Here is a 25,164-nt window from a genome sequence, read left to right as displayed (position 1 = left end):
CCCGGGGAAGCGCGCGTGCACGGAAGGTGCGGGGGATGGCATGATGGATCGAAGTTAATAAATGGCAGGCGGGGTCCTGCCGGTCACGGTGCCGCCCGGTCCGAACCGATCCGAACCGCTCCGGGCCGCCCCGTAGCGGGCCGTACCCGGCGCCGACCCGGTGCTGAGGAGCCAGTGTCATGATCATGCGCCGTTCCGGACGCGTACCCGCCCGGGGCCGTACGGCCCTCGCCGTCCTCGCCGTACCCGTCCTGCTCGCCGGGATGCTCGGCAGCGCCGGTCCGGCCGGTGCCACCAAACCGCCGCACCTGATGGTCAACCCGTACGCCGGGGCCCGGGTGTACGTGAATCCCGAGTGGTCCGCCCGGGCCGCCGCCGAGCCCGGTGGCGGCGCGATCGCCGGCCAGCCGACCGCCGTCTGGCTGGACCGGATCGCCGCGATCGAGGGCACCGACGGGGCGATGGGGCTGCGCGACCACCTGGACGCCGCCGTTGCGCAGCGGGCCGACCTCGTCCAGGTGACGATCTACAACCTGCCGTCCCGGGACTGCGGCCGGCCGCTGCCGCAGGGCGAACTCTCGATCGACGAACTCGACCGGTACCGGACGGAGTTCGTCGATCCGATCGTCGAGATCCTCGCCGCCCCCCACTACGCCGGGCTGCGGATCGTCGTCTTCGTCGAGCCGAACTCCCTGCCCAACCTGGTCGTCAACACCAGCCCTCGGCACACCGCCACCTGGGCCTGCGACCAGGTGCTGGCCCGGGGCACCTATCCGGACGGGATCGGGTACGCCCTGTCCCGGCTCGGCGCCCTGCCGAACGTCTACCCGTACCTGGACATCAGCCACCACGGCGAACTCGGCTGGCCGGAGGACTCCGGCCCGATGACGGCGCTGCTGCACCAGGCGGCGACCAGCGCGGGCAGCACGGTGGCGAACGTGCACGGCTTCGTCGCCAACACCGCCAACTACTCCCCGCTGCACGAGGAGTGGTTCCAGGCCGACGATGTCGTCAACGGCTACCCGGTGTACCAGTCGAGATGGGTCGACTGGAACCCGTTCGTCGACGAGGTGCCGTACGCCCGACACATGCGGGAACTGCTGGTCGGGGCGGGCTTCTCCGCGCGGGCGAGCCTGCTGGTCGACACCTCGCGCAACGGCTGGGGCGGCCCGAACCGGCCCACCGGACCGGCGCCGGCTACCGGCGACCTGAACGAGTACGTCGACCGGAGCCGGATCGACCGCCGAACCCACATCACGAACTGGTGCAACCAGGCGGGCTCCGGCCTCGGCGAGCGGCCCGCCGTCGACCCGGAGCCCGGCATCGACGCGTACGTCTGGGTCAAACCGCCCGGTGAGTCCGACGGCACCGGTGTCAGCCGGGACGTCGGCCAGCCGTACGAGCCGATGTGCGATCCCAACTACAACCCGCCGGGCGGCAGCTTCCGCATCACCGGGGCGCTGCCGGGCGGCCCGCCGTTCCGGCAGTGGTTCCCGGCGCACTTCCGGCAGTTGCTGGCCAACGCCTGGCCGCCGCTGTGACGGGTCCTCACCGGGGTGGGGGCGGGGCCCGGGGTCAGCGCTTCGGGCGGAGCGTGTCGACCCGGGCGACCGACTCGTCGATCCGCTGCTCGGTGAGGCGCCCGGAGCGGACCAGCCGGACGACGGTGTCGAGGGTGTGGCCGACGACGTTCGGGTCGTACTCCTGCTGGTTGCCGAAGACCAGCAGGTCGACGCCGGCCTCCAGGGCCAGCGCGACGGCCTCGTCCCGGCCGAACCGGCTGGTGATCGCGGCGGCCTGCATGTCGTCGCTGACCACCGGGCCGCGCCAGCCGAGCCGGCCGCGCAGCAGGTCGGTGACGACCGCCCGGGACAGCGACGCCGGCCGGTCCGGGTCGAGCTTCCGGTTGAGTACGTGGCCGACCAGCACCGAGTCGGCGGTGCCGGAGGCGATCAGCTTCTGGAACGGTTCGAGTTCGGTCTCCCGCCACGAGTCGCTGACGTCGACGGCGGTGAAGTCGGTGTTGCCGGTCGCGCTGCCCAGCCCGGGAAAGTGCTTGAGCGAGGTGCGTACCCCGGCGGCCCGGTGCACCCGGATCTCCTCGGCCGCGTTCCGCACCACCACGTCCGGGTTGGCGGAGAAGCTGCGTTCGAGCTGGCCGACGGCGGGACTGTCCGGTCGCAGGTTCAGGTCGACCACCGGCGCGTAGTTGAGGTTGACGCCGATCGAGGTGAGACTCCGGACGAGCCCCTCCGCCCAGGCGCGGGTGGTCGGGATCGAGTCGGCCCGGCCGATCTCGGCCTCCGAGCGGGTGGCCGGGAAGCCGTTGCCGGGGTTGAGCCGGGCGACCCGGCCGCCCTCCTGGTCGATCGAGACGATGAGCCGACCGGGCGACGCCTGTTTCAGGGCCTTCACCAGCGCGGTCACCTGGACCGGCGAGCTGATGTTGCGTACGGTGTCGGTCTTCAGGTCGCGGTCGAAGAGGATGACGCCGCCGAGCCCCTGCCGGATCGCCGTCCGCACCCAGCCGGCCTCGCTCGCCTGCTGGCCCCGGAAGCCGACCACCAGCAGACTCGCAATCTTGCGGCGGAGTGCCGCCTCGTCCCGCCGGGCCGGGCCGGGCGGCCGGGACGGGGTCGGTGCGAGCCGGGCGGGGCCCGAGCCACATCCGGAGGTACCCGCCGCCAGCGCGGCCGAGCCGACCCCGGCGAGCAGCAGCCGACGGCTGAGGCGGGCATCCTTCACCCGGTCCACGCTACGGTCGGTGACCGGGGCCGCGCGGCACAATCCGAGCAGCGGCGCGGGTTCCGGGCAGGTCGACACGGGGGGAGCGGCTGTCCGCGTTCCCGCGCCGGCGCCCGTCCACGTTCGCACCGGCGCCCGTCCGGGTTCGCGCACTGCCGCGTTGACGTTCCGGTAGCACCCCGGCTAGCCAGCCGGTGCGGCGACGCTCTCCTTCGGGGTCCGGCCGCGGCGCCGGTGACCCGCGCGCAGCCCGACCGCGATGCCGAGTGCCGCCACCAGCACCCCGGCGGTCTGCCCCGGATCCGGCAGCCGGCCGGCCTGGACGGCGGCGGTCAGCAGGGTGGCGATCGGCATCACCCCGACGAGTACCCCGGCCCGGTCCACGCCGAGCTGGCGCAGCCCGGTGAACCAGGCGAGGAAGGCGATCACGGTCATCATCGCCGCCAGATAGCCGAACGCGGCGGCCTCGGTGGGAGTGGGCAGCCGCCACCGGGCCAACTCACCCGCCGGGATCGCGGCCAGCAGCAACAGCGGTACGGCCAGCCCACAGCTGTACGCCGCGACGCGTACCGGCCCGAGCCGGGGGAGTACGGCCGCGGCGAGCAGCGAGAAGGCGATCTCGCCGCCGAACGCCCCGAGCGAGGCGATGATGCCGATCGCGTCCGCCCGGCCGCTGCCCTGCACCAGTAGGGTACCGGCGACGACGATTCCGGCCGCCGCGACGAGTCGGGGAGCCGGCCGGCGGCCGCCGGTGAGCGGACCGAGCAGGGCGAGCCCGAGCGGTGCGGCGCCGATGAAGGTGCCCACCACGGCTGGGTCGGCGTGCGGCAGCGCGACCAGGATGCAGGCGTTGAACCCGGCCATGCCGGTCAGCGCGAGCGTGGTCAGCACGACCAGCTCGCGCCGGTTCGGCCGGCCGGGCGGGGGCGTGTCGCCGGCCAGCAGGCCGGGAAAGCGGCGGACCAGGGCGAAGAGTACGGCGGCGGCCAGCGCGTACCGGGCCGCCTGGCCGGTGAGGTGCGGATAGTCGAGGACCAGTTGGCTGATCGAGACGGAGCTGCCGACCAGCACCATCCCGCCGACACAGAGCAGCACCGCGGCCGGGTTGGAGAGTTTCACCAGACCGACGCTAGGAGCCGTTTGGTCCATGAGACAGAGCCAAACAAGGGCATCGTCACAGGACCATTCGCTCCGATACCGCCGGCACCGCGAGTGGACGGGCCGATGCGCCGGCCGACGGCGGAAGAGCTGATCGTCTAGGTTTTTCCCATGCCACCATTCGTCCCGCTCGCCGAACGGATCGTCGACGCGCTCCTGGCGAGCGATCCCGAGCTGGCCTCGTCGGTCGGCGAACACGGTTTCGACGACCAGTTGCCGGACCGCTCCGCCGATGCCGTCGCCGGGCGGGTGGCGATGCTGCGGGACGCCGCGCACGCGCTCTCCGAGGTGGACGCCGAGGAGTTGGACGTACCGGAACGGGTCGACCACGCCGTACTCACCGCACTGGTGGACCGGGGGATCTTCGAGCTGACCGAGGTGCGGTCGCACGAGTGGAACCCGCTGGTGCACAACCCGGGACCGCTGCTGCACGCGCTGGTCGCCCGCCCGTTCGCCCCGGCCGAGGTACGGCTGACCAGCCTGGCCGGTCGGCTGGCCGCCGTACCGGACGCGCTGGCGACGGCGCGGGCCGGGCTGCACGACGTACCCCGGATCCACGCCGAGACCGCCGTCGGGCAGTTCGAGGGCGCGGCGGCGCTGGTCCGGGACCAGGTGCCGGCCCTGCTCGCCGAGGCGCCCGAGCTGCGCGACGTGGTCGAGCCGGTCGCCCGGACGGCGATCCGCGAGCTGACCGGGTTCGCCGACCGGCTCCGCGCCGGACTGCGCGACGACGCGGGGCCGGGCCGGGACCCCCGGCTGGGGCGGCGGCTCTGGGAGGCGCGGCTCTGGCACACCCTGGACACCGAGCTGGGTGCCCGGCAGGTCCTCGACTCGGCCTGGGCGAACCTGGAGCGGGTCACCGAGGAGATCCGGGCGGCGGCGGTCGAGCTGGTCGGTGGTCCGGCCTCGGACGAGACGGTACGCCAGGCGCTGGCCCTGCTCGCCGACGAGCACCCGGACAACTCCTCGGTGGTACCGCTGGCCCGGACCACCCTGGACGAGGTGCTCGACTTCGTCGCCGACACCGAGCTGGTGTCGCTGGTCGACGACGCCTGCGTGATCAGGGAGATGCCCGAGCACGACCGGGGGGTCGCGGTCGCCTACTGCGACGCGCCGGGTCCGCTGGAGCCGGCGGCGGTGCCGACGTACTACTGCATCGCGCCGACCCCGGCGGACTGGTCGGCGGCCCGGGTGGAGTCGTTCTTCCGGGAGTACAACGACCACATGATCCGCAACCTGACCGTGCACGAGGCGGTGCCGGGGCACTTCCTCCAGCTGGCGCACGCCCGCCGTTACCGGGGCAGCAGCCGGGCCCGCGCGCTCGGCCACTCGGGGACGTTCATCGAGGGCTGGGCGGTCTACGCCGAGGAGGCGATGGTCGAGCGGGGTTTCGGCGGCCTGGCGGTGCGGTTGCAGCAGCTCAAGATGCAGCTCCGGATGACCATCAACGCCATCCTCGACCAGTTGACGCACTGCGAGGAGCTGTCCGAGTCCGACGCGCTGGAGCTGATGACCGGGCGGGGCTTCCAGGAGGAGGGCGAGGCGGCCGGCAAGTGGCGCCGGGCCCTGCTCACCTCGACCCAGCTCTCCACCTATTTCGTCGGCTACCACCAGGTCGCCGGGATCGCCGCGCGCCGGCCGGCCGGGGTGCCGCTCCGGCAGTGGCACGACGCGATGCTGGCGCACGGCTCCCCGGCGCCGCGGCACCTGCCGGCCCTGCTCGGCCTGGACGAGTACGACCTGGCCTGAGGGTCAGGCGCTCGGTTGCCCCGCCCTGGCCCGCCGGTCGACCAGTCCGGCACCGGCGGGCAGGTCGAACGCGCTGCTCTCCACCGCGTCGCGGTAGCGGCTCAGCGCCACCTCCAGGTCGGTGCCGTCGACCGTACCGGTGAAGCTGCCCAACGCGCCCTCGCTGGTGATGCAGGCGTCGAAACCGGCCGCCGGGGCGTCGCTGAGCTGGTCGACCTCGACACAGGTGGCGTGCCGCCCGGCGACCGTGGTGTCGTACTGCCGGATCGTCGCGTCCGGGTCGAGCGCGGCGGCGGTGAGCAGGCCGACCACCACCGGCGGGCTGACCAGGCCGCGCTTGTTCATGTCGGCGAAGACGGTGACCGACGGCTTGGCGTTCGCGGCCGGCGGTGCGGTGAGGGTGCAGGTCGGCTTCTTCGTGCTGGTGTCGCAGGCCGTGGTCGCGTCGGTGGTGACCGTCAGCTTGCCACCCGGATAGGTGTACGCCGCGCGCAACGGGTCCTGCGACTGCGCGATGGAGGCGCTCCGGCCGCCCGGGAGCTGGTAGTCCGCCGAGTAGGTCAGCTCGTTGGCGCGGTCCAGTCGGGCGGCCAGGTCGTTGACCAGGTCTGCCCGGCCGATCACCCGCCCGGCGTCGTCCAGGGTCTGGCACCCGGAGACCGTCAGTACGGAAATGATCGCCCCCGCGAGTACCCGGAGTGAGATCGACACAGCCGGCATGGCCCACAGCCTTCACGATCGGGTCAAGCGCGCGCAAACCGGTTCCCACGTACTGTGAAGGATCTCCGCAAATGTCGGACGGTCCCGCGCCCGGGCGGCCGGGCCCGGAGGCAGCGCCCGAAGCCCCGGGCCGGACCGATAGGCTGCCTGCGGGAGCCTGCGCCGCACCGCCGCGACGGGGACGGACCGCCATCGGCTATCGATGGACAGACTTCGATTTTGAGGAGCAGGACAGTGGCCACCATCGAGGGAATCGTCGCCCGGGAGATTCTCGACTCGCGCGGCAACCCGACCGTCGAGGTCGAGGTCGGGCTGGACGACGGTACTGTCGCCCGCGCCGCGGTGCCGTCCGGCGCGTCGACCGGAGCCTTCGAGGCGATCGAGCTGCGCGACGGTGACTCCGACCGCTACAACGGCAAGGGCGTGGAGAAGGCCGTCGCCAACATCGAGGACCGGATCGTCGACCAGCTCGTCGGTTACGAGGCCAGCGAGCAGCGGCTGATCGACCAGAAGATGCTCGACATCGACGGCACCGACACCAAGTCCGAGCTGGGCGCCAATGCCATCCTCGGGGTCTCGCTGGCGGTGGCCAAGGCGGCGGCGAACAGCGCCGAGCTGAGCCTCTTCCGCTACCTGGGCGGACCGCACGCGCACCTGCTGCCGGTGCCGATGATGAACATCCTCAACGGTGGCGCGCACGCCGACTCCAACGTCGACGTGCAGGAGTTCATGATCGCCCCGATCGGCGCGCCCTCGTTCCGCGAGGCGCTGCGCTCGGGCGCCGAGGTCTACCACGCGCTCAAGTCCGTGCTGAAGAAGAAGGGCCTGGCCACCGGCCTCGGCGACGAGGGCGGCTTCGCCCCCGACCTGCCGACCAACTCCACCGCGCTCGACCTGATCGCCGAGGCGGTCGAGAAGGCCGGCTACCGGCTCGGCACCGACATCGTCTTCGCGCTCGACGTCGCCGCCACCGAGTTCTTCGACGACGGGGTCTACACCTTCGAGGGCAGCACCAAGACGGCGGACGAGATGACCGCCTACTACCACAAGCTGGCCGACGAGTACCCGATCGTCTCCATCGAGGACCCGCTCTCCGAGGACGACTGGTCCGGCTGGGCCGGGCTGACCGCCGCGCTCGGCGACCGGGTCCAGATCGTCGGTGACGACCTCTTCGTCACCAACCCGCAGCGGATCGCCCGGGGCATCGCGGAGCGGACCGCGAACGCCGTACTGGTCAAGGTGAACCAGATCGGTTCGCTGACCGAGACGTTCGAGGCGGTCGACATGGCGCACCGGGCCGGCTTCAAGTGCATGATGAGCCACCGCTCCGGCGAGACCGAGGACACCACCATCGCCGACCTGGCGGTAGCGACCGGCTGTGGCCAGATCAAGACCGGCGCGCCGGCCCGCTCCGACCGGGTGGCGAAATACAACCAGCTGCTGCGGATCGAGGAGGAGCTGGCCGACGCGGCGCGGTACGCCGGCACCGGCGCCTTTCCGCGTTACCGTTCCAACTGACGGGTCAGCCTTCGGGGGAGGGGTGCGACGGCGATGACGCAACGCCGTACGCCGAGCGGGCAGGGCCCGGCTCGACGGCCGGATCGTGCCGGCCGGTCCGGGACGTCCCGGACCGGTCGCGCCTCGGGTCGGGAGCCGGGCTCCCGGGTTGAGCCGCGACAGGGCCAGGCCCGCTCCCCCGGAGCCACCCGGGCCACCGGTTCGACCCGGGCCTCCGGCGCCGGCCGGGGCGCGGACGGCGCCCGCTCGGGCAGCCGGCCCGCGGCGGCCCGCCGGACCGTCGCCGCCCGCGCGGTGAAGCGGACGTACGCCCAGCATCCCCGGCGCTACACCGGCCGGGCGACCGTACTCGCCGGGGTGCTGGTGGCGCTCGCGCTGGCCTACACCTATCCGGTGCGGGTCTATCTCAACCAGCAGGCCGACATCGCCCGGATCGAGGCGGCCCAGCAGGCGCAGCGGGAACTCATCGGTGACCTGACCGAGGAGGCGGCGCTCTGGGACGACCCGGAATACGTCAAGATCCAGGCGAGGGAGCGCTTCTACATGGTGGTGCCCGGCGACACGCCGTACGTGGTGCTCACCGACCCCAAGGGCGCCGCCCGGGACGCCGGGGTCGACCCCAACGCGACCGAACGGCCCCCGGAGCCCTGGTACGACACCCTCTGGGGCAGTGTGCAGGCCGCCAACGAGCCGGACAAGGCGGCCCGGTGAGCGGTTCCGACCCGGTCGGCGTACCCGATGCGGCGGGTCGGGCCGGCGCGGAGCCGGCGGCGGCCGGCGTGCCGGCACCGGTGCGGGAGCCGGCCACCGACGCGGACCTGGCGGCCGTCGCCGCCCAGCTCGGCCGGACCCCGCGCGGCACCCGGGCGGTGGCGCACCGCTGCCCGTGCGGCCAGCCGGACGTGGTGGAGACCACCCCACGGCTCGCCGACGGCACCCCCTTTCCGACCCTCTTCTATCTGACCTGCCCGCGCGCGGTGGCCGGGTGCAGCCGGTTGGAGTCCGCCGGGCTGATGCGCGAGATGCAGGAGCGGCTCGGTGCCGACCCGGAGCTGGCCGAGCGCTATCTGGCGGCGCACCGGGACTATCTCGCCCGGCGGGAGGCGATCGGCACCGTGCCGGAGATCGACGGCATCTCGGCCGGCGGCATGCCGGGCCGGGTGAAGTGCCTGCACGTGCACCTCGGGCACGCGCTGGCCGCCGGTCCCGGCGTCAACCCGTTCGGCGACGAGGTGCTCGAACTGCTCGAACAGTGGTGGGCCGCCGGCCCCTGCGTCGAGCCGGTCGGATCGGCCCGCTCGGGAGAGCCCGCCGCATGACCGGCGACGACGCTCCGGCTCCGGCTCCGGCTTCGACTCCGACACCGGCTCCGGCTCCGGCTCCGGCTCCGGCCGAGTTGATCATCCGGCGGGCCCGGACCGCCGACGTACGCGGAATCCGCGACCTGATCGACACCTACAGCCCGGAGCGGCGGCTGCTCAGCAAGGCCACCGTCACGCTCTACGAGGATGTCCAGGAGTTCTGGGTCGCGGTCGACCCGGCGGACGACACGGTCGTCGGCTGCGGTGCGCTGCACGTGATGTGGGAGGACCTGGCCGAGATCCGGACGGTGGCGGTGCACCCGGCACACCGGGGCCGCAAGATCGGCCAGCGGATCGTGGCGGAACTGCTGACCACCGCCCGCGAACTGGGCGTCGCCCGGGTCTTCGTACTCACCTTCGAGACCCGCTTCTTCGCCGCCTTCGGCTTCGTCGAGATCGACGGCGCGCCGGTGCCGCAGGCGGTCTTCGAGCAACTCCTCCGCTCGTACGACGAGGGCGTCGCCGAGTTCCTCGGCCTAGAACGGGTCAAGCCGAACACCCTCGGCAACGTCCGGATGCTGCTCCGGCTCTGACGACGACGCCCCGGCGCGGACGGCTGCGGCGCTGCGGGCCGTGCCGACGACGGGTCACCGGGACTGCGCCGACGTGAGCTGGAGGACAAGTAGGGTGAAGATCGTGACTAACCGGGTGGCCGCGATCGACTGCGGCACGAACTCGATCCGGCTGCTCGTGGCCGACCTGCCGGACCCGTCCGCCGGGCCGGCGGCCGAGCTGGCCGACGTGGTACGCCGGATGGAGATCGTCCGGTTGGGCCAGGACCTCGACCGGACCGGGCGACTGGCTCCGGAGGCGCTGGAGCGGACCCGGAAGGCGCTGATCGGGTACGCCACCTCGATCGAGTCGCTCGGCGTGTCCCGAATCCGGATGTGTGCCACCTCCGCCTCCCGGGACGCCTCCAACGCGGGCGAGTTCCGGTCCATGGTGGTGGACACCCTCGGCGTCGAACCGGAGGTGGTGACCGGCGACGAGGAGGCCCGGCTCTCCTTCACCGGTGCGGTACGCGGGCTCGGCGACGACGTCCGGGCGCCCTACCTCGTGATCGACATCGGCGGCGGCTCCACCGAGTTCGTGCTCGGCGGCCGTCCGTCCGGTGGCGGTGCACCGACGGTCGACGCGGCGGTCTCGGTCGACATCGGTTGCGTCCGGATGACCGAGCGTCACCTGCACGGCGACCCGCCGACAGCAGAGCAGTTGGCGGCGGCCGAGGCGGAGATCGGCGCGGTGGTGGACCGGGCGCTCTCGGTGGTACCGGGGCGGGAGGCGGCGACCCTGATCGGGCTGGCCGGCTCGGTGACCACGGTCGCCGGGATCGCGCTGGGCCTGCCGGAGTACCGCCCCGACCGGATCCACCACGCCCGCGTCCCGTACGCCGACGTGGTGAAGGTGACCGGCGACCTGCTGGCCCGCTCCTCGGCGGAGCGGCTGACCATCCCGGTGATGCACCCGGGCCGGGCCGACGTGATCGGGGCCGGTGCGCTGGTGCTCAGAATCATCATGGAACGCACCGGGATGACCTCCGTGATCGCCAGCGAACGGGACATCCTCGACGGCATCGCCTACAGCCTCGTGCGCTGACAGGCCGGGCGCCGCCGCACGTCACCCCGGCGCGCCCTACTTCTGGGAAAGAGTCCCCTCCGTCCCTGTTTAGGGCACTCTTTCGGCGAACTGGTGCGAACCTCCTTTGTCCACAGAGGTGGGGGTTTTGCACAGGGGGCGGGGTTGGGACGGCGATGGGGTGGGGTGGGGTGGCGGGATGTCCGCAAGCGCCGCTGACCCGCGGACGTCGCACGGTTTCCGGGAAGGAGTGGCTTCCCGACCCCGCGAAGCCACTCCTTCCCGGAATTGGCGTCCCGCCCGCATCGTGGCGGGAGGTCAGGTGGTGGCGCGTTTCACGAGGGCGCTGATGCGGGTCTCTACGTCGGGGGTTAGGGCGGTCAGGGCGAAGGTGGTGGGCCAGATCGGGCCCTCGTCCAGGTTTGCCTGGTCGCTGAAGCCGAGCGTCGCGTAGCGGGTCTTGAACTTGGCGGCGGGCTGGAAGTGGCAGACGATTTTGCCGTCAAGGGTGTAGGCGGGCATCCCGTACCAGAGCTTCGAGGCGAGCGCGGGGGCGCTGGCGGTGACGATCGCATGGACGCGTTCGGCCATGATCCGGTCCGAATCCTGCATCTCGGCGATCTTCGCGAGCACGTCCCGCTCCGCCTCCGCCGCCTTGTCCGCCCGGGAGCCACGGCGCGCTGCCTTCTTCTGCTCTTGGGCGTGTTCCTTCATCGCGGCGCGCTCTTCGGCGGTGAAACCCTGGTAAGTCCTGTTGCCGTCGCTACTCATGGTTGACACTTCCTATCGCTCGGTACGAAAGCCAAGATCGGCAGTGTTGGCCTGGCCGTACTGTTCGTACGAGGTGGAGGCGGCCTCCCACTGGAAACCGTCCGGGTCGGCGAAGGTGCCGGCACTGCTGCCGATGACGAGGCGGTGTGATCCGGTGCCGTCGGGGGAGACGCCTGCGTCCTTGGCGGCGGCACGGCGGCCGTAGAGGGCCAGCCTGATGCCCGAGGTGGCAAACTCGACGTACTTGCGACCGAAGCTCCTGGCCACGGGCAGGCCGCGCTCGACATAGCAGCGCTTGGTCGCGGCGACGTCGGCCACGCCCAGCAGCAGGACGATATCGTCGACGTGTCGGCTGGCCGGGCCGGTGTTCTTCTTCGACGACGAAGCGATCTTCCAGATCGTGCCGTACGGGTCACGTAGCACCCCGCCGTAGCCCCAGAAACTCTTCGCGGCCGGCTTCAGTGCTGTCGCTCCGCGTTCGACGGCGGTGTCGAAGTAGCTGTCCACAGTGTTCGGCTGGGGCACCACCAGCGACATGGCGAACCCGCGAAAGCCGGTCGTGGGTGCCTGCGAGGCGCGTACCCGCACTCGGGCGCCCAGGTCGAAAGCCCCGGAGTAGAAGGCATTGGCGGCGACGGGGTCGGGCACTTCGAGCGTGACGAACTCGATGGAGGACATGGCAGGGCCTTTCCATAACGGGGCGGTTCAGGCAGAAGAGCAGTTCAGGTGGAGTACGTTCAGTCCTGGATCAGTCCCAGGACGTTGCCGTCCGGGTCGGTGACGGTGGCGACGGTGCGGCCGCCACCGACGTCGTGCGCGGGCTCGGTCACGGTGGCGCCTGCGGCGGTCAGTTCGGCGAGTTTCGCCTCGATGTCCGGTACGTGCCAGTAGGCCACCGGCGAGGTCATGCCCTGTGGGCCACCGCCCGGCACCAGCCCGATGTGCTGACCCCCGGTGTCGAAGCCGACATAGTAGGACGAGTCACTCGTCGGCGGCACGCCGAGCAGGGCCGCGTACACCGCCTTGGCCTTCGCCAGGTCCGACACCGGATGCAGCACGGTCTTGACTCCCTGGGTGGCAGAACCGGCCATGGTTACTCCTTCGATCGCTGGTCGCGGGCCACCGTCGGCCCGGTCGGTTCGGGTACGCAGACAGCGTCTCCGCCGGCACGTCCGGTGCGGATCCGTGCTGACCACGGAGCGGCCACGGAATCGGCACACGGAGGGGCTGACAGAATGGGGCAATGGTTGACATCTCGCCTCGGGAAGCCGAGGTGCTCGCGTTGGTCGGCGAGCACCTCAGCAACGCCGAGATCGGGGCCCGGCTGTTCATCTCGGTGCGTACCGTGGAGACCCACGTCTCCTCGCTGCTGCGCAAGCTGGAGGTCCCGGATCGGCGTGCGCTCGCCCAGCGGGTGCCTGAGGAGGCCGTCGCCGGCCCGGCTCAGCCGGTACCGGTCCTGCCGGCCCCGCTGACCTCGTTCGTCGGTCGGGTGCGCGAGCGGACCGAACTGACCGAGCTGATCAAGGCGCACCGTCAGGTGACCGCGGTCGGCCCTGGTGGCGTGGGCAAGACCCGGCTCGCGCTGGCGGTGGCCTCGGAAGCCGCTGGCGAGTACCCCGACGGGGTATGGTTCGTCGACCTGGTCCCGGTCGCCGATCCTGGCATGATCGCGACTGCCGTCGCCGGGGCGCTCGGCCTCGGCGAGCAGCCCGGCCGGGACATGACCGGGTCCGTCGTTGCCGCGTTGGCCGGCCATCACGCGTTGCTGGTCCTGGACAACTGCGAGCACGTACTGGACGGGGTGGCGCCGCTGCTAGAGCGGCTGTTGGCAGCGTGCCCCGGGGTGACGGTGTTGGCGACCAGCCGGGCCCGGCTGATGGTGCCGTTCGAGCGGGTGTACCAGGTGCCACCGCTGTCGCTGGCTGTCGACGGTGGATCGGACGCGATCGCGTTGTTCATGGAGCGGGCGGCGGCGGTGGGCTGGCCGCTGGATCCGCCACTGCGCGAGCAGGTCGCCTCGATCTGCGAGCGTCTGGACGGCATGGCGCTGGCGATCGAGCTGGCCGCCGCTCGGTATCCCACGCTCGGGCTGGACGGCATCACCACCGCGCTGTCCCATCCGCTCCGGATGCTGACCGGCGGATCCCGGGCCGATGAGCGGCACCGTTCGGTGCGGGCGGTACTGGACTGGAGCCACGCCCTGCTGGAGCCGGCCGATCGGGTGCTACTGCGCCGGGTGTCGGTGTTCGTGGCGCCATTCACCGCGCAGGCGGCGGCGGAGGTCACCGGAGCCGAGCACGTAGCGGAGGGCGCCGGGTTCGAGGGCGCGGCGGAGGGCGCCGGGTTCGAGGGCGCAGGGGAGGGCGCAGGGGCCGAGGAGGGTCTTGTCGCCGAGGGGCTGGCGCGGCTCGCCGAACAGAGCCTGCTGGTGGTGACGGCCTCCCCGGGCGGCACCCGGTACCGGGCGCTGGAGACCATCCGCCAGTACGGGACGGAGCGGCTCACCGAGGCCGGTGAGCTGGTTGACGCCCGGTCCCGGCACCTGCGCTGGTGCTTGGCCAAGGCCGCTGGGCTGACGGAGACGGGGGCGGACTGGCGGGTCCGCTTCGACGCGGTGGCCGACGACCTCCGTGCCGCCCTCGCCTGGGCGGCCGACCGGGCAGAGCAGCGCGCGGACGCCTGTCGCCTCGCCCGGTTCCTGGCAGAGCTGACCTTCACGCGTCACCTGACCGCCGAGTCCCAGCAGCGCTACGAGCAGGCGGCCGCGCTCGCCGACGACCCCGCGGTCACCGCGTCGATGTACCGGCAGGCCGCGGCCGTGGCCGGCTGCCGGACGATCGGTGACGACATGTACCGGCTGCGGCGCGCTGCCGCCGACGCCGCCGGTCGGGCCGGTGACACCGCTGGCGCGGCGGGTGACCTGGCGACCGCCGCCACCATCGCGTACCGCTTCTCGAGCAAGTTCGTGCGGATCCCGTCCCCGGCGGAGGCGCTCGCGCTGCTCACCGAGGCGCGGGAGCTGGCCGGCGACGACCCGGCCGCGCAGGCCGCGGTCTCATTGGCCGAGGCGGGAGTGCTCTCCGACGCGTTCGGTGCCGCCCAGGGCCCGCCGGACAACGCCGTACCGGAGACGATCGCGCGCGCCGAGCGGGCGGTCGAACTCGCCCGCCGGACCGGCGACCCGCTCGCCGAGTCGGCCGCACTCGACGCACTCACCGCCGCGCACAGCTGGGCCGGTGACACCTTGGCGGTCGCGGCCACGGCCCGGCGCCGGATCATGCTGCTCTCCGACACACCGGATACCCCGGCTGGCACCCACGAGCTGATCGACGCACTCGGCATGGTCACCGAGACGGGCCTCGGCGCCGGGGACGTGCTGGGTGCCCGGCGGTGGGCACGGCAACTGGCCGGCCATCCGGCGCTGGCCGAGGTCGGGCACCTCGCCACGTACCGGCTGCTGATGGTGGAGGCACTGGCCGGCAACGCCGCCGAGGTGCTGACCGGCAGTGTCCGGTTCCTCGACGGGTGGCGGCGGTCGGGCAGTCCGGCCCTGCCGGGCCTCGCTCCGGCGGCGGCCGGGGTGGCGATGATCCACGGCCTGCGCGCCGACCAGGAGGCGAGGGGCGAGTGGCAGGAGATCCTGGACCGGCTTGGCACCTCGGCGGGCGGGCGTACCTACGGCTACGGGGCGGTCTTCGACGCGTTGCTCCTGCTGCACCAGGGGCAGGCGCCGGAGGCGCTGGAGCGGGTGGCACCCGAGCCGGGCGAGGTGTGGAAGTGGGTCACCTGGATCTGGCTCCACTGGTACGTCGCACTGCGCGCCGAGGCCGCCGTACTCGCCGCGAGCCCTGACGCTCGCGACCGCCTGGCGGAGGCCCGGACCATCGTGGCCGGCAATCCGGTGGCCGATGCCATGGTGGCACGGGCCGAAGCCCTGCTGGACGGCGACCGGGCGGCACTGCTCGGCACGGCAGCGGCCTTCGAGGTGGCCGGCTGCCGCTACCAGTCCGGCCGGACTCTGCTGCTGGCCGGCGGCGCCGATGCCGAGCGCGGGGCGGCCGTGCTCCGCGAGCTTGGGCTCGCCCCGACGGGCAGCGAGCCTGGGGTCGCCCCGATGGGCAGCGAGCCTGGGGTCGCCCCGATGGGCAGCGGCGTCGACGGGTTGGTTCGGCCCGGGTGATAACTCGGCTCGCGAATGCGGGCGGTCGGCTGGAATACATGACGCAGGGTGTCGTGATTGGTTGGCAGGCTCGTCGACACGTGGGAGCCGTTCCTGGCGTGCCCACACCTGCGAAAGAGCTGAGGCTGACAATGGATCGAACGGCGGTCAACCCGTGGACCTGGTCGGTGGAGTTGGGGTACAACCAGGGCGAGGTCGTCTCCGGGCACACCCGGACGCTGTACTGCGCCGGGCAGGCCGCGATGGGTGGCGACGGCCGACCCCGGCATGCCGGTGACCTGGCGGCGCAGTTGGCGCTGAGCCTCGACAACCTGGAAGCCGTACTCGCCGGGGCCGAGATGTCCCTCGCGAACCTCGTCCGGCTCAACGTCTACACCACCGACGTCGACGGGCTCTTCGCGCACTACGGCGTGCTGGCGTCGCGGCTGGGTGCCGCCGGGGTGGCACCGCCGACCACGATGCTCGGGGTGACCCGGCTTGCGATCCCCGACCTGATGGTCGAACTTGAGGGGACCGCCGTCGCGTGACGGCAGCCGGCCGCGGACGTCGCACAGTTTCCGGGAAAGAGTGGCTTCCTGACCCTGCGAAGCCACTCTTTCCCGGAATTAGCGTCCCCCGCGCATCGCGGCGGGAGGTCAGCCCCGGTTACGCTTACCGTGCCCGCAGGACGACGATCTCCGGGTGGGTGCCGGAGAGGCTGATCGGGTACCGCTGCCGCAGGGCCAGTCCGGTCGCCTCCACATCGGGTAACTGGCCGTCCACGTCGGAGAGCAGCAGCACCGCGCGGCCGTTCGGGCGTAGCACCCGGCGCAGCTCCGTCCAGAACCGCCGCTGTTGCCCGGCCAGGATGCCGGCGAACGGCACCTGCCGGTCCCACGGCGGGTTGGTGAGCACCAGGTCGACGGCGTCGTCCGACAGTGGGATCCGGCCGGCGTCCGCGACCACCCAGCCGACCGGTGTGTCCCGGCCGTTGCCGGCGGCGATCGCGACGACGGCCCGGTCGATGTCACTGCCCACGATGGACAGACTCCGACCGGAGAGAGCCGCCTCGACCGGTATCGTCCCGGCACCGCAGCAGGGATCGAGGAGCCGGTCGCCGTCCCGCGCCCCGACGAGCCGGACCAGCGCGGCGGCGACCGGCGGATGCAGGCTGCCCGGCCGGGACATCCGACGGTACGCGCGGCGGTGCAGCGGCCGGTCCGCGATCCGCAGCGCCACCAGCGCCCGGTCGTCGACGAGGGCGACCCGCCAGGAGAGTCCGCCCGGCGGTGGCGCGACCCCGCCTCGTCGGCTGTGGTACGGCAGCCCGAGCGCGGCGGCGATCGGCTCGCCGACCGCGTCCTCCAGATCGAACCGGGTGAAGTTGCGCCGCCCCAGGAACGACGCGGAGACGTCGACCCCGGACAGTGGCGCCCACTCGTCCGTGCCGGACAGTGGTGCCGACCCGTCCGTGCCGGACAGTGGTGCCGACCCGTCTGTCCCGGAAAGCCGGCGGTCGCGCATGCTGGAGGTCGGTTGTCGGGCAGCGCCACGGCAGCGGCGCCACCGGGTCAGCAACTCCCGCAGCGGCAACGTCGACGCGGCCTTGCCCAGCATCCGCAGATCGGCCCGGCTGCGGCCGATTCCGTACACGGCCGTGCCGACCAGGAAGATGTCGTCGGCGCAGCGCAGATCCAGTACCTCCGGACCGGGATCAACGCTGTCGAACCACACCTCACGGTGTGCGACCGCACTGACCCGGCCCACTTGAAGTGTTGCTATCTCGTCGGCCACCACCGGCTCGATGCCCCGCACCGTCCGCGCCACCAGGCGCGCGGCCGTCACGACGTGACGACGGTGCCAGGACGCGGTGTGGCCCCGGCGCGAGTACGCGCCGGCAACCGAAAGATCATTCGATCTTCTCCCACGTCGCGACTCGGGGCGACGCGTCGCCGCCCCGCATCGCTGGCGAGGGGTTGTCCGCAACCCGCCAGCGGTCGCGTCAGGCGAGGAAGAAGAAGTTCATGGCCTGGAGGATAGCAATCAGGTCGGCGGCACGTCGCCGGATATCCTCGGCGCCGGGTCGTTCCGGAGCCGACTGTAGAGCCAACCGTCCCGCCACCGGCCGGCCCGGAACTCGACCGACCGCAGCACACCCTCGCGGCGGAACCCGGCCTTCTCCAACGACCGCTGCTCCGCCGTGTTCTCCGGATGGGTGCCGGCCTGGATGCGCTCGGCCGGAGTGTGCGTGAACAGGTAGTCGCAGAGCAGCGCCTGGGCACGCCAGCCGATGCCCTGGCCGCGCCACTCGGGCAGCAGCGCGATGCCGATCTCCCAGAATCTCGCCACGCCGAACCCGGCGGCGTGCCAGCCGACGAACCCGGCGGCGGCGTGTTCCTGCTCGGCGTCGGGGTCCGGGGGACCGGTCTCGACGATCAGCCGGCTGTTCTCGGCGCCGAGGTAGCCGTCGGCGGCGTACCGGCGTACCGGCTCCTGGGCATCGCGGAAGCCGGCCCAGTCCAACCCGATCAGGCCCGGCTCGGTCAGGAAGCGTTGCAGCATCGGAAGGTCGTCCTCGCGTACCGGGCGGAGCCGTACGGATGCTGCCACGGTCTGCTCCTACTCGGGTCGGTTGAGGAGGGGAAATCAGCCTCGCTCGTGCCGGACTAACAATCCTCAGATGTTGTGCCCAGATCGTCAGTCGGTCGGCTGCGAATCGGGGTAACCCACCCCGCTGAGCCGTTCCGACACCTCCCAGAGCCGGGCCGTGGTGGCCTCGTCCAGGGCTCGGGCGGGGATCTGGGCCGGGGCGGGTCCACCGTGCAGTTCGCGGTAGCCGTCCGGGCCGTAATATCCGCCGCCCTCGGCCGTCGGGCTCGTCGCGGCGAAGATCGCTGGCAGGGCGCCGGAGGGGATGTCCTGCCAGATCCCGGGCACGAGATAGATCAGCCGGTTCCGGATCCGGTTGAGCCGCAGCGAACCCCCGCCGTGGGTCGGGCCGGTCACCTGGAGGTTGGTGACGGCGGCACCCGGATGCGCGGCGTTGCTCAGGATGCCCCAGCCGCCCGCGGTGCTGCGTCGCTGGAGTTCCCGGGCGAACATCAGCAGGGCAAGCTTGGAGAGCCCGTACGCCCGCAGCGGCTGGTAGCGGCGCTCACCCTGGAGATTGTCGAAGTCGAACCGCCCGATCCGGCTCATCAGGCTGCTGATCGACACCACCCGGGCGGCACCGGCGGCGCGGAGCAGCGGGAGCAGGTGACCGGTCAACGCGAAGTGCCCGAGATAGTTGACGGCGAACTGGAGTTCGTACCCGTCCTCGCTGAGCGCCCGGGGGCGCGGCGTCATGATCCCGGCGTTGTTGACCAGGATGTCGATCGGCCGACCCTGCTCGGTCAGCGCAGTGCCGCACGCGGCGATGCTGGCCAGCGATGCCAGGTCCAGATGCTGGAGGCTCAGCTTCGCGCCGGGCACCTCGGCGCCGATCTCGGCGATGGCCCGCTCGCCCTTGGCCTGGTCGCGTACGGCGAGGATCACCTCGGCGCCGGCCCGGGCGAGCCGATGGCTGACGCCGAAGCCGATCCCACTGTTGGCCCCGGTCACCACCGCGAGCTTGCCGGTCAGATCCGGTACGTCGATGTCAGGTGCGCGGTGCGGCATACGATCATTATCGATGCTGGCCCGCCCTCCGTGGGGGGCGGCGCGGCGCTCAGTGCCGCTCGGGAAGCCCGTTGACGAAGCATCGCCACGCGGCGGGCCGCAACGCGAGCGTGCCGCCGTGCCGGTCCTTGGTGTCGCGTACCAGCACCTGACCGGGTACGTCGACGGCGACCTCGACGCATGAGCCTTCGGCTCCGCTTCGAGTGCTCTTCCGCCAGTTCAGGATCGTCGGCTCAGTCATCGACAGCCTCCTTGATGATGGCGGCGAGCAGATCCTCGGAATCCTCCTGGCTGAGCGCCAGCTCGCTGAGTCGCCCCCAGACCTGATCGTAGACGGCGACCTCGGTCGGCTTGTCCAGATAGAGCGCACCCGTCAGGTTCTCGCTGTAGATCGTGGTCGGTTCCGGTGGTCGAGTGCCGGAAGCCGGAAATTCGATGATGTAGAAGGCGTTCGTCATTGAAGCCCAATGTGGACCTGCTGCGGCCGGCAGCACCCGGACGGTGACCGAGGGGTGGCGGTTGCTGTTCGCGAGGTGGGCGAGTTGGGCCACCCAGGCGTCGTGGTCGGCGATGGGGCGGCGCAGTACCGCCTCGTCCACGATCACTTCCAGGTCGGGGGCCTTGGGCTGGCGGCGGGTCAGGATCCGTTGCCGTTCCAGGCGTAGTGCGACCTTGCTGGCGACCTCCTGCTCGGTGACCCCGGGCTTGGTCCGGATCACCTCGGCGGCGTACTCGGCGGTCTGCAACAGGCCGGGGATCAGCGACGACTCGAACTGGCGGATGCGGGCGGCGGTCGCCTCCATGCCGACGTACAACTGGAACCAGGAGGGGATGACCTCGCCGTACGCGTGCCACCAGCCCTTGACCTTGGACTCCTTGGCGAGGCTGAGCAGGACGTTGGTCATCTTCGGGTTGACGCCGTAGAGCCGGCACATCGCCTCGACGTCGTGCGTGCGTACCGTGGTCTCGCCGCGCTCTATCCGGTACATCCGGGCGCGGGACCATTCCAGGATCTTGGCCGCCGGTTCGAGATTGATCCCGGCCTCCTCCCGGGCGATCTTCAAATGCCGGCCGAGTTGACGTTGCGGTACGGATGACGCGCGGTCGGCCACGATTCGCTCCCATCTCTTCTGGACAGTTTCGAACGACTGGAACGAGACAGCGATATCGGGTCGGGCGTATCGATGTCAATATTTTCCGGCAAATCTCGCGCCATACTGCTGACCGCACGGGCGTCGATGTCCAGACTCCTGCGCCCGGCTGCGGCTGGCGGCGACGTACAGTCCGTTGATGGTGCGGGCGGCGGCGGTACCGGAGCGGCTGCGGTGGGCGGTCGAGTTGTTGCGGGTGGCGCCGGACGACCAGATCCTGGAGATCGGTTGCGGCAACGGGGTCGCGGTGTCGCTGGTCTGCGACCGGCTGGTCGGCGGGCGGATCACCGCGATCGACCGTTCGGTGGCGGCGGTCCGGCAGGCGGAGCGGCGCAACGTCGAGCACATCGCGGCGGGGCGGGCGGTCGTCCGGCTCGGTGCCCTGGAGGAGTTCGGCGCGCCGGAGGGAATCGGTGCGTTGGAGGAGTGTGGCGCGCCGGTGGGGTCCGGAGTGGACGGTGGGCGGTTCGACAAGATCTTCGCGGTCAACGTCAACCTGTTCTGGACCCGTTCGGCCGCCGCCGAGCTGATCCTGCTCCGCCGGCTCCTGCGGCCGGGCGGCGGGCTGTATCTCTGCTACGAACCGCCGGAGGCGACCCGGGTGGCGGAGTTGGTCAGGCGGCTGCCGGCGACGCTCTCGGCGCACGGGTTCGCCGCCACGGCGGTCACCTCGGCGACCACCGGCACCACCTCCCTGCTCTGCGTCAGCGGTCGGGCGGACCGGCGGCCGGAGGGGACGGGAGCGGGAGTCGGCTAACCGACCCCGAACGGGACGCAGCCGCCCGCCGGCGGCTCGGGGTCGTCGGCGATGGCCTTCACCAGCAGAGCACTGCAGTGCGCGACTGTACGCAGCTCGTCGTCGGAGAGCCGGTCGAGGATCCGACGCATCTTCTCCGCCCCGGCCGTCACGAACCGGTCGACCAGGTCGCGCCCCGGCCCGCTCAGCTCGATTCGGCGTACCCGGCGGTCGTGCGGGTCCTCGCGGCGGGTGACCAGGCCCTGCGCGACCAGTCGGTCCACCATCCCGGTCATGGTGGCCAGGCTCACACCCATCGCGGTGCTGAGTTCCTGACCGGCGATGCTGCCGTGCGCCGAGAGCACCAGCAGCGCCTTGAGCTGTGGCAACGTCAGATGCAGCGTGAACAGCGGGTTCGCCGGGTCGTTGGCGAAGAGATGCTGCATCTCCCGCTGCGTCTCCATGATCTGGGCGATGAGATCGTGCCGGTTACCCATCGATCCCTCCAGAGCACGAGACGGCGGCAACGGTCGGCCGCAACGCGGCCACGCCCTCCGCGGTCAGCGGAGGTTACCAGGGATGTGCCAGCCCAAGAATACTTCGCTGTGAGCGAACTGTTAGTGTCAGCCTAACTTTATATCCACGGGGAAAAGGAGCGAGCCGCATGTCCGTGGCCGTCCAACCTGACGCCGGGAGCGACAAGCTCGATCCCGGCGTCCTGAGGGTCGCCGGTGTGGTGGTGCTCGGCGCCATCATGTCGATCCTCGACGTCACCGTCGTCAGCGTCGCGATACCGACCTTCCAACGCGAGTTCGACGCCAGCTACGCCACCGTCGCATGGACGATGACGGCGTACACGCTGGCCCTGGCCACGGTGATCCCGATCACCGGCTGGGCGGCCGACCGGTTCGGCACCAAGCGCCTCTACCTGATGTCGCTGGTGCTCTTCCTCGGCGGCTCGGCGCTGTGCAGCGTGGCCTGGGACATCGGCCCACTGATCGTCTTCCGCGCTCTCCAGGGTCTCGGCGGCGGCATGCTGATGCCGCTCGGCATGACGATCATGACTCGCGCCGCCGGCCCGCACCGGGTCGGCCGGGTGATGGCCGTGCTCGGCGTACCGATGCTGCTCGGCCCGATCGGCGGCCCGATCCTCGGCGGCTGGCTGATCGAGGCGGCCTCCTGGCACTGGATCTTCCTGATCAACGTGCCGGTCGGGATCATCGCCTTCGTCTTCGCGCTGCGGGTCCTGCCCAAGGACGAGCCGCAGCCCTCCGAGTCGTTCGACTTCCTCGGCATGCTGCTGCTCTCGCCGGGTCTCGCGCTCTTCCTCTACGGCGTCTCCTCCATCCCGGAGGCCGGCACCGTCGCCGCCGCCAAGGTGCTGGTTCCGGCGATCATCGGCCTGCTGCTGATCCTCGCGTTCGTGGCGCACGCCCTGCGCAAGGACCACCCGCTGATCGACCTCGGGCTCTTCAAGAACCGCAACCTCACCGTCTCGGTCGTCACGATGACGCTCTTCACCGTGGCGTTCATGGGGGCGATGCTGCTGCTGCCCAGCTACTTCCTCCAGGTACGCGGCGAGGGGACCCTCGACGCCGGCCTGCTGCTCGCCCCGCAGGGCATCGGCGCGATGCTGACCATGCCGATCGCCGGCCGGCTGACCGACCGGATCGGCCCCGGCAAGCTGGTACTCGGCGGAATCGTGCTGATCGCCCTGGGGCTCGCCCCGTTCACCCAGATCACCGCCGACAGCTCGTACGGGCTGCTCCTCGGCGGCCTGTTCGTGATGGGCATGGGAATGGGCATGACCATGATGCCGATGATGTCGGCGGCGATGGCCAGCCTCACCCACCAGCAGGTCGCCCGGGGCTCGACGATGATGAACATCGTCCAGCAGACCGCCGGCTCCATCGGCACCGCCGTGATGTCCGTCATCCTCACCAACCGGGTGCTGGAGAGCCAGGCGGCCACCGCGTACAGCGCGGTCACCCAGGGGCAGGTGCCGCGCGACCAGGTGCCGCCGGAGGTACTCACCCAGGGGCAGGCGTCGCTGGCCGACGCGTTCAGCCAGACGTACGTGATCGCGCTGGTGCTGATCGTCCTCTGTGTCATACCGGCGGTGCTGCTGCCGCGCAAGCGGATCGAGCCGGCCGCGCCGGAGCAGGGCGAGGTGCCGGTCCCGGTCGTCATGCACTGACGAGCACACCCCGGAGCGCCGCTCCGGGCACCGCGAAGCCCTCCCGCCGCTCCGGCGGGAGGGCTTCGGCGTCCGCACCGGCCCCGGCCGGGACGAATCGGCGTCCTCCGCACGGTTACTTCCGCCTTGTCCGGGTACCCGGGAGTGCACAGCGCGCGCAGGGGCGGAGGCGGAGGCGGACCGATGACGACCACCAGGGGTGAGGAACGGGCCGCCGTCAGGCCGGCCAGCCTCAGGTTGCCGGGGATCGTGCTGGGGGTGGGGCTCGGCGGATTCGTCGACGGCATCCTGCTGCACCAGATCCTGCAATGGCACCACCTGCTCAGCAGCACCAACACCGACAACGTCGGGGTGCGGTACTACGACCCGAAGACCGTACCCGGGCTGGAGATGAACACCCTCTGGGACGGCATCTTCCACGCGGTCTGCTGGCTGGCCGTCCTGATCGGCCTGGCCATCCTCTATTCCCGGGTGACCCACCACCGCCGCCGGGTCTGGACCTCTCGGGTCCTGTGGGGCTGGATCCTGGTCGGCTGGGGGCTGTTCAACCTCGTCGAAGGCATTCTCGACCACCACATCCTCGGCATCCACCACGTCTATCCGGGCCCGGACCAGCTCTGGTGGGACATCGCCTTCCTCGTCCTCGGCGCGCTGCTGGTCGTCGGCGGCTGGCTGCTCCAGCGCGGCGGACACTCGTTCGACCCCGTCTCCGGGCCCGACGCGCCGACCGGCGGGCGGGCGCCCCGGAACACCTGATGGGTCACGAGCCACACCACCTGCCCGAGCACGGGGCCGGCATCGACGTGTTCGGGGTACTGCTGCCCGCCGTCGTCCTGCTGCTCTGTGCCGGCCTCTACCTCCGGCTGGCCCACCGGGCACGGCGGCGCAACCCGGCGCTGGGCTGGAGCCGGTGGCGCACCCTGAGTTTCGGCGTCGGGCTGCTCCTGCTGGCGGTGGCGCTGCTGCCGCCGGTCGCCACCTTCGCGCACACCGACTTCCGGGGTCACATGGTCGCGCACCTGCTCGTCGGCATGTACGCCCCGCTCGCCCTGGTGCTCGGTGCCCCTGTCACCCTGCTGCTGCGTACGCTGCCCGCGCGGCACGGCCGGCGGCTGACCGGGCTGCTGCACAGCCGTCCCGCCCGGATGCTGACCCACCCGGCGACCGCCTGGCTGCTCTCCACCGGCAGTCTCGTGCCGCTCTACTTCACCCCGCTCTACGACACCGCGACGAGCCACCCGGCCGGGCACTGGCTGCTGCACCTCCACTTCCTGCTCGCCGGTTGCCTCTTCGCGCACGCCATCGCCGGCCCCGATCCGGCGCCCGCCCGGCCCGGCGTGCGTACCCGGCTGGTCTACCTCGGCTGCGGCATCGCGCTGCACGCCGTCGTCTCGCAACTGATGTACGGCGGCTACTGGGTGCAGATCGCCGCACCCGCCGTCGAGGTCCGGACGGGCGCCGAACTCATGTACTACGGCGGCGACATCGCCGAACTGCTGCTCGCCGCCGCCCTGGTCGCCACCTGGCGCCCCGAACGCCGCCCGCAACCCGGTGCCCGACCGCAGCGGCGGGCCGCCCCGGCTCCGGCCGGCGGCAGCGGGCTCTGATGATCACCGCGCTGGCGGGGCGGTGGGGCTGGCGCGGACTGGCGGGGCGGCGGGTTG

The 25,164-nt window shown here is 71.8% G+C and carries 25 protein-coding genes; 13 read left to right on the top strand and 12 right to left on the bottom strand.

What is annotated here, in order from left to right:
* The first annotated feature begins 179 nt into the window (after window positions 1-179).
* Complete coding sequence (locus C6W10_RS23820) at window positions 180-1,541, top strand: glycoside hydrolase family 6 protein (protein WP_199853735.1); 1,362 nt, start codon at window positions 180-182, stop codon at window positions 1,539-1,541.
* 34 nt (window positions 1,542-1,575) lie between these two features.
* Here C6W10_RS23820 and C6W10_RS23815 read toward each other — a convergent pair whose 3' ends face one another.
* Both C6W10_RS23815 and C6W10_RS23810 read right to left on the bottom strand, forming a co-directional pair.
* Window positions 1,576-2,745, bottom strand: a complete 1,170-nt coding sequence (locus C6W10_RS23815; RefSeq protein WP_234361397.1) for a glycoside hydrolase family 3 N-terminal domain-containing protein — start codon at window positions 2,743-2,745, stop codon at window positions 1,576-1,578.
* 183 nt (window positions 2,746-2,928) lie between these two features.
* Window positions 2,929-3,864, bottom strand: a complete 936-nt coding sequence (locus tag C6W10_RS23810) for a DMT family transporter (RefSeq protein ID WP_159104725.1) — start codon at window positions 3,862-3,864, stop codon at window positions 2,929-2,931.
* A gap of 150 nt (window positions 3,865-4,014) precedes the next feature.
* Here C6W10_RS23810 and C6W10_RS23805 point away from each other — a divergent pair, with 150 nt between their 5' ends.
* Window positions 4,015-5,652 carry a DUF885 domain-containing protein gene (locus tag C6W10_RS23805; RefSeq protein WP_107260656.1) on the top strand — a complete coding sequence of 546 codons (1,638 nt, stop codon included), beginning with the start codon at window positions 4,015-4,017 and terminating at the stop codon, window positions 5,650-5,652.
* A gap of 3 nt (window positions 5,653-5,655) precedes the next feature.
* Here the strand turns inward: C6W10_RS23805 and C6W10_RS23800 are convergent, their stop codons facing one another.
* A complete protein-coding gene (locus C6W10_RS23800; protein ID WP_107260654.1) occupies window positions 5,656-6,372 on the bottom strand; it encodes a hypothetical protein in 717 nt (238 codons plus the stop codon).
* A gap of 234 nt (window positions 6,373-6,606) precedes the next feature.
* Here C6W10_RS23800 and eno point away from each other — a divergent pair, with 234 nt between their 5' ends.
* From eno to C6W10_RS23775, 5 genes are all read left to right on the top strand, one after another.
* Window positions 6,607-7,890, top strand: coding sequence for a phosphopyruvate hydratase (gene eno, locus C6W10_RS23795; RefSeq protein ID WP_107260652.1), 1,284 nt, complete (start codon window positions 6,607-6,609; stop codon window positions 7,888-7,890).
* Between the two features lie 33 nt (window positions 7,891-7,923).
* Window positions 7,924-8,601: a septum formation initiator family protein gene (locus C6W10_RS23790; RefSeq protein WP_107260650.1), complete on the top strand. Its 678-nt coding sequence runs from the start codon at window positions 7,924-7,926 to the stop codon at window positions 8,599-8,601.
* Entirely contained in the window at window positions 8,598-9,209 is a 612-nt protein-coding gene (locus tag C6W10_RS23785) for a DUF501 domain-containing protein (protein WP_107260649.1), read from the top strand. The genes C6W10_RS23790 and C6W10_RS23785 overlap by 4 nt, the downstream gene beginning before the upstream one ends.
* Before the next feature lie 77 nt (window positions 9,210-9,286).
* Window positions 9,287-9,784 carry an amino-acid N-acetyltransferase gene (locus C6W10_RS23780; protein ID WP_234361942.1) on the top strand — a complete coding sequence of 166 codons (498 nt, stop codon included), beginning with the start codon at window positions 9,287-9,289 and terminating at the stop codon, window positions 9,782-9,784.
* A gap of 115 nt (window positions 9,785-9,899) precedes the next feature.
* Window positions 9,900-10,847, top strand: coding sequence for a Ppx/GppA phosphatase family protein (locus tag C6W10_RS23775; protein WP_107264229.1), 948 nt, complete (start codon window positions 9,900-9,902; stop codon window positions 10,845-10,847).
* Window positions 10,848-11,144: 297 nt separating this feature from the next.
* On the opposite strand, the gene C6W10_RS23770 is transcribed toward C6W10_RS23775, so the two are convergent.
* The 3 genes from C6W10_RS23770 to C6W10_RS23760 are packed head-to-tail and all read right to left on the bottom strand — an operon-like array spanning window position 11,145 to window position 12,688.
* On the bottom strand, window positions 11,145-11,597 hold the full coding sequence (locus tag C6W10_RS23770) for an iron chaperone (RefSeq protein WP_107264228.1): 453 nt from the start codon (window positions 11,595-11,597) through the stop codon (window positions 11,145-11,147).
* Between the two features lie 12 nt (window positions 11,598-11,609).
* Complete coding sequence (locus tag C6W10_RS23765) at window positions 11,610-12,275, bottom strand: glyoxalase (RefSeq protein WP_107260645.1); 666 nt, start codon at window positions 12,273-12,275, stop codon at window positions 11,610-11,612.
* 59 nt (window positions 12,276-12,334) lie between these two features.
* Window positions 12,335-12,688, bottom strand: coding sequence for a VOC family protein (locus C6W10_RS23760; RefSeq protein WP_107260644.1), 354 nt, complete (start codon window positions 12,686-12,688; stop codon window positions 12,335-12,337).
* 152 nt (window positions 12,689-12,840) lie between these two features.
* Here C6W10_RS23760 and C6W10_RS39520 point away from each other — a divergent pair, with 152 nt between their 5' ends.
* Together C6W10_RS39520 and C6W10_RS23750 are read left to right on the top strand one after the other, a co-directional pair.
* Window positions 12,841-15,780, top strand: a complete 2,940-nt coding sequence (locus C6W10_RS39520) for a LuxR C-terminal-related transcriptional regulator (RefSeq protein WP_107260642.1) — start codon at window positions 12,841-12,843, stop codon at window positions 15,778-15,780.
* Window positions 15,781-15,911: 131 nt separating this feature from the next.
* A complete protein-coding gene (locus C6W10_RS23750; RefSeq protein ID WP_107260640.1) occupies window positions 15,912-16,307 on the top strand; it encodes a RidA family protein in 396 nt (131 codons plus the stop codon).
* Between the two features lie 124 nt (window positions 16,308-16,431).
* Here the strand turns inward: C6W10_RS23750 and C6W10_RS23745 are convergent, their stop codons facing one another.
* The 5 genes from C6W10_RS23745 to C6W10_RS23725 form a co-directional block, all read right to left on the bottom strand.
* Entirely contained in the window at window positions 16,432-17,604 is a 1,173-nt protein-coding gene (locus C6W10_RS23745; protein WP_107260638.1) for a TRM11 family methyltransferase, read from the bottom strand.
* A gap of 198 nt (window positions 17,605-17,802) precedes the next feature.
* Window positions 17,803-18,369 (bottom strand): GNAT family N-acetyltransferase, encoded by a 567-nt coding sequence (locus C6W10_RS23740; RefSeq protein WP_234361396.1) that lies wholly within the window; start codon window positions 18,367-18,369, stop codon window positions 17,803-17,805.
* 87 nt (window positions 18,370-18,456) lie between these two features.
* Window positions 18,457-19,416 (bottom strand): SDR family oxidoreductase, encoded by a 960-nt coding sequence (locus tag C6W10_RS23735; RefSeq protein ID WP_107260636.1) that lies wholly within the window; start codon window positions 19,414-19,416, stop codon window positions 18,457-18,459.
* A gap of 49 nt (window positions 19,417-19,465) precedes the next feature.
* Complete coding sequence (locus C6W10_RS23730) at window positions 19,466-19,657, bottom strand: DUF397 domain-containing protein (RefSeq protein ID WP_107260634.1); 192 nt, start codon at window positions 19,655-19,657, stop codon at window positions 19,466-19,468.
* Window positions 19,650-20,528, bottom strand: coding sequence for a helix-turn-helix transcriptional regulator (locus C6W10_RS23725; RefSeq protein ID WP_107260632.1), 879 nt, complete (start codon window positions 20,526-20,528; stop codon window positions 19,650-19,652). The genes C6W10_RS23730 and C6W10_RS23725 overlap by 8 nt, the downstream gene beginning before the upstream one ends.
* Window positions 20,529-20,706: 178 nt before the next feature.
* On the opposite strand from C6W10_RS23725, the gene C6W10_RS23720 reads away from it, so the two are divergent.
* Window positions 20,707-21,324: a cyclopropane-fatty-acyl-phospholipid synthase family protein gene (locus tag C6W10_RS23720; protein WP_107260630.1), complete on the top strand. Its 618-nt coding sequence runs from the start codon at window positions 20,707-20,709 to the stop codon at window positions 21,322-21,324.
* Here the strand turns inward: C6W10_RS23720 and C6W10_RS23715 are convergent.
* The gene (locus tag C6W10_RS23715; RefSeq protein ID WP_107260628.1) at window positions 21,321-21,800 is read right to left on the bottom strand and encodes a MarR family transcriptional regulator; all 480 of its coding nucleotides are present in this window, start codon (window positions 21,798-21,800) and stop codon (window positions 21,321-21,323) included. The two genes, C6W10_RS23720 and C6W10_RS23715, sit on opposite strands and share 4 nt — an antisense overlap.
* 167 nt (window positions 21,801-21,967) lie before the next feature.
* On the opposite strand from C6W10_RS23715, the gene C6W10_RS23710 reads away from it, so the two are divergent.
* From C6W10_RS23710 to C6W10_RS23700, 3 genes are all read left to right on the top strand, one after another.
* Entirely contained in the window at window positions 21,968-23,500 is a 1,533-nt protein-coding gene (locus C6W10_RS23710) for a DHA2 family efflux MFS transporter permease subunit (RefSeq protein WP_107260626.1), read from the top strand.
* Window positions 23,501-23,683: 183 nt separating this feature from the next.
* Window positions 23,684-24,256, top strand: a complete 573-nt coding sequence (locus C6W10_RS23705) for a DUF2243 domain-containing protein (RefSeq protein WP_107260624.1) — start codon at window positions 23,684-23,686, stop codon at window positions 24,254-24,256.
* Window positions 24,256-25,107 (top strand): cytochrome c oxidase assembly protein, encoded by an 852-nt coding sequence (locus tag C6W10_RS23700; protein ID WP_107260622.1) that lies wholly within the window; start codon window positions 24,256-24,258, stop codon window positions 25,105-25,107. The genes C6W10_RS23705 and C6W10_RS23700 overlap by 1 nt, the downstream gene beginning before the upstream one ends.
* Window positions 25,108-25,164 lie beyond the last annotated feature (57 nt).

The organism is Plantactinospora sp. BB1 (genome assembly GCF_003030385.1).
In the GTDB taxonomy this organism is placed as follows: domain Bacteria; phylum Actinomycetota; class Actinomycetes; order Mycobacteriales; family Micromonosporaceae; genus Plantactinospora.
This window is presented reverse-complemented; position numbering and strand designations above follow the sequence as displayed.

Bases quoted from the DNA above. Each gene is read 5' to 3' on its own strand.
- C6W10_RS23820 (WP_199853735.1), top strand. From the start codon at position 180: ATGATCATGCGCCGTTCCGGACGCGTACCCGCCCGGGGCCGTACGGCC.
- C6W10_RS23805 (WP_107260656.1), top strand. From the start codon at position 4,015: ATGCCACCATTCGTCCCGCTCGCCGAACGGATCGTCGACGCGCTCCTG.
- C6W10_RS23800 (WP_107260654.1), bottom strand. From the start codon at position 6,372: ATGCCGGCTGTGTCGATCTCACTCCGGGTACTCGCGGGGGCGATCATT.
- C6W10_RS23790 (WP_107260650.1), top strand. From the start codon at position 7,924: ATGACGCAACGCCGTACGCCGAGCGGGCAGGGCCCGGCTCGACGGCCG.
- C6W10_RS23770 (WP_107264228.1), bottom strand. From the start codon at position 11,597: ATGAGTAGCGACGGCAACAGGACTTACCAGGGTTTCACCGCCGAAGAG.
- C6W10_RS23765 (WP_107260645.1), bottom strand. From the start codon at position 12,275: ATGTCCTCCATCGAGTTCGTCACGCTCGAAGTGCCCGACCCCGTCGCC.
- C6W10_RS23760 (WP_107260644.1), bottom strand. From the start codon at position 12,688: ATGGCCGGTTCTGCCACCCAGGGAGTCAAGACCGTGCTGCATCCGGTG.
- C6W10_RS39520 (WP_107260642.1), top strand. From the start codon at position 12,841: ATGGTTGACATCTCGCCTCGGGAAGCCGAGGTGCTCGCGTTGGTCGGC.
- C6W10_RS23750 (WP_107260640.1), top strand. From the start codon at position 15,912: ATGGATCGAACGGCGGTCAACCCGTGGACCTGGTCGGTGGAGTTGGGG.
- C6W10_RS23735 (WP_107260636.1), bottom strand. From the start codon at position 19,416: ATGCCGCACCGCGCACCTGACATCGACGTACCGGATCTGACCGGCAAG.
- C6W10_RS23730 (WP_107260634.1), bottom strand. From the start codon at position 19,657: ATGACTGAGCCGACGATCCTGAACTGGCGGAAGAGCACTCGAAGCGGA.
- C6W10_RS23720 (WP_107260630.1), top strand. From the start codon at position 20,707: ATGGTGCGGGCGGCGGCGGTACCGGAGCGGCTGCGGTGGGCGGTCGAG.
- C6W10_RS23715 (WP_107260628.1), bottom strand. From the start codon at position 21,800: ATGGGTAACCGGCACGATCTCATCGCCCAGATCATGGAGACGCAGCGG.
- C6W10_RS23710 (WP_107260626.1), top strand. From the start codon at position 21,968: ATGTCCGTGGCCGTCCAACCTGACGCCGGGAGCGACAAGCTCGATCCC.
- C6W10_RS23705 (WP_107260624.1), top strand. From the start codon at position 23,684: ATGACGACCACCAGGGGTGAGGAACGGGCCGCCGTCAGGCCGGCCAGC.
- C6W10_RS23700 (WP_107260622.1), top strand. From the start codon at position 24,256: ATGGGTCACGAGCCACACCACCTGCCCGAGCACGGGGCCGGCATCGAC.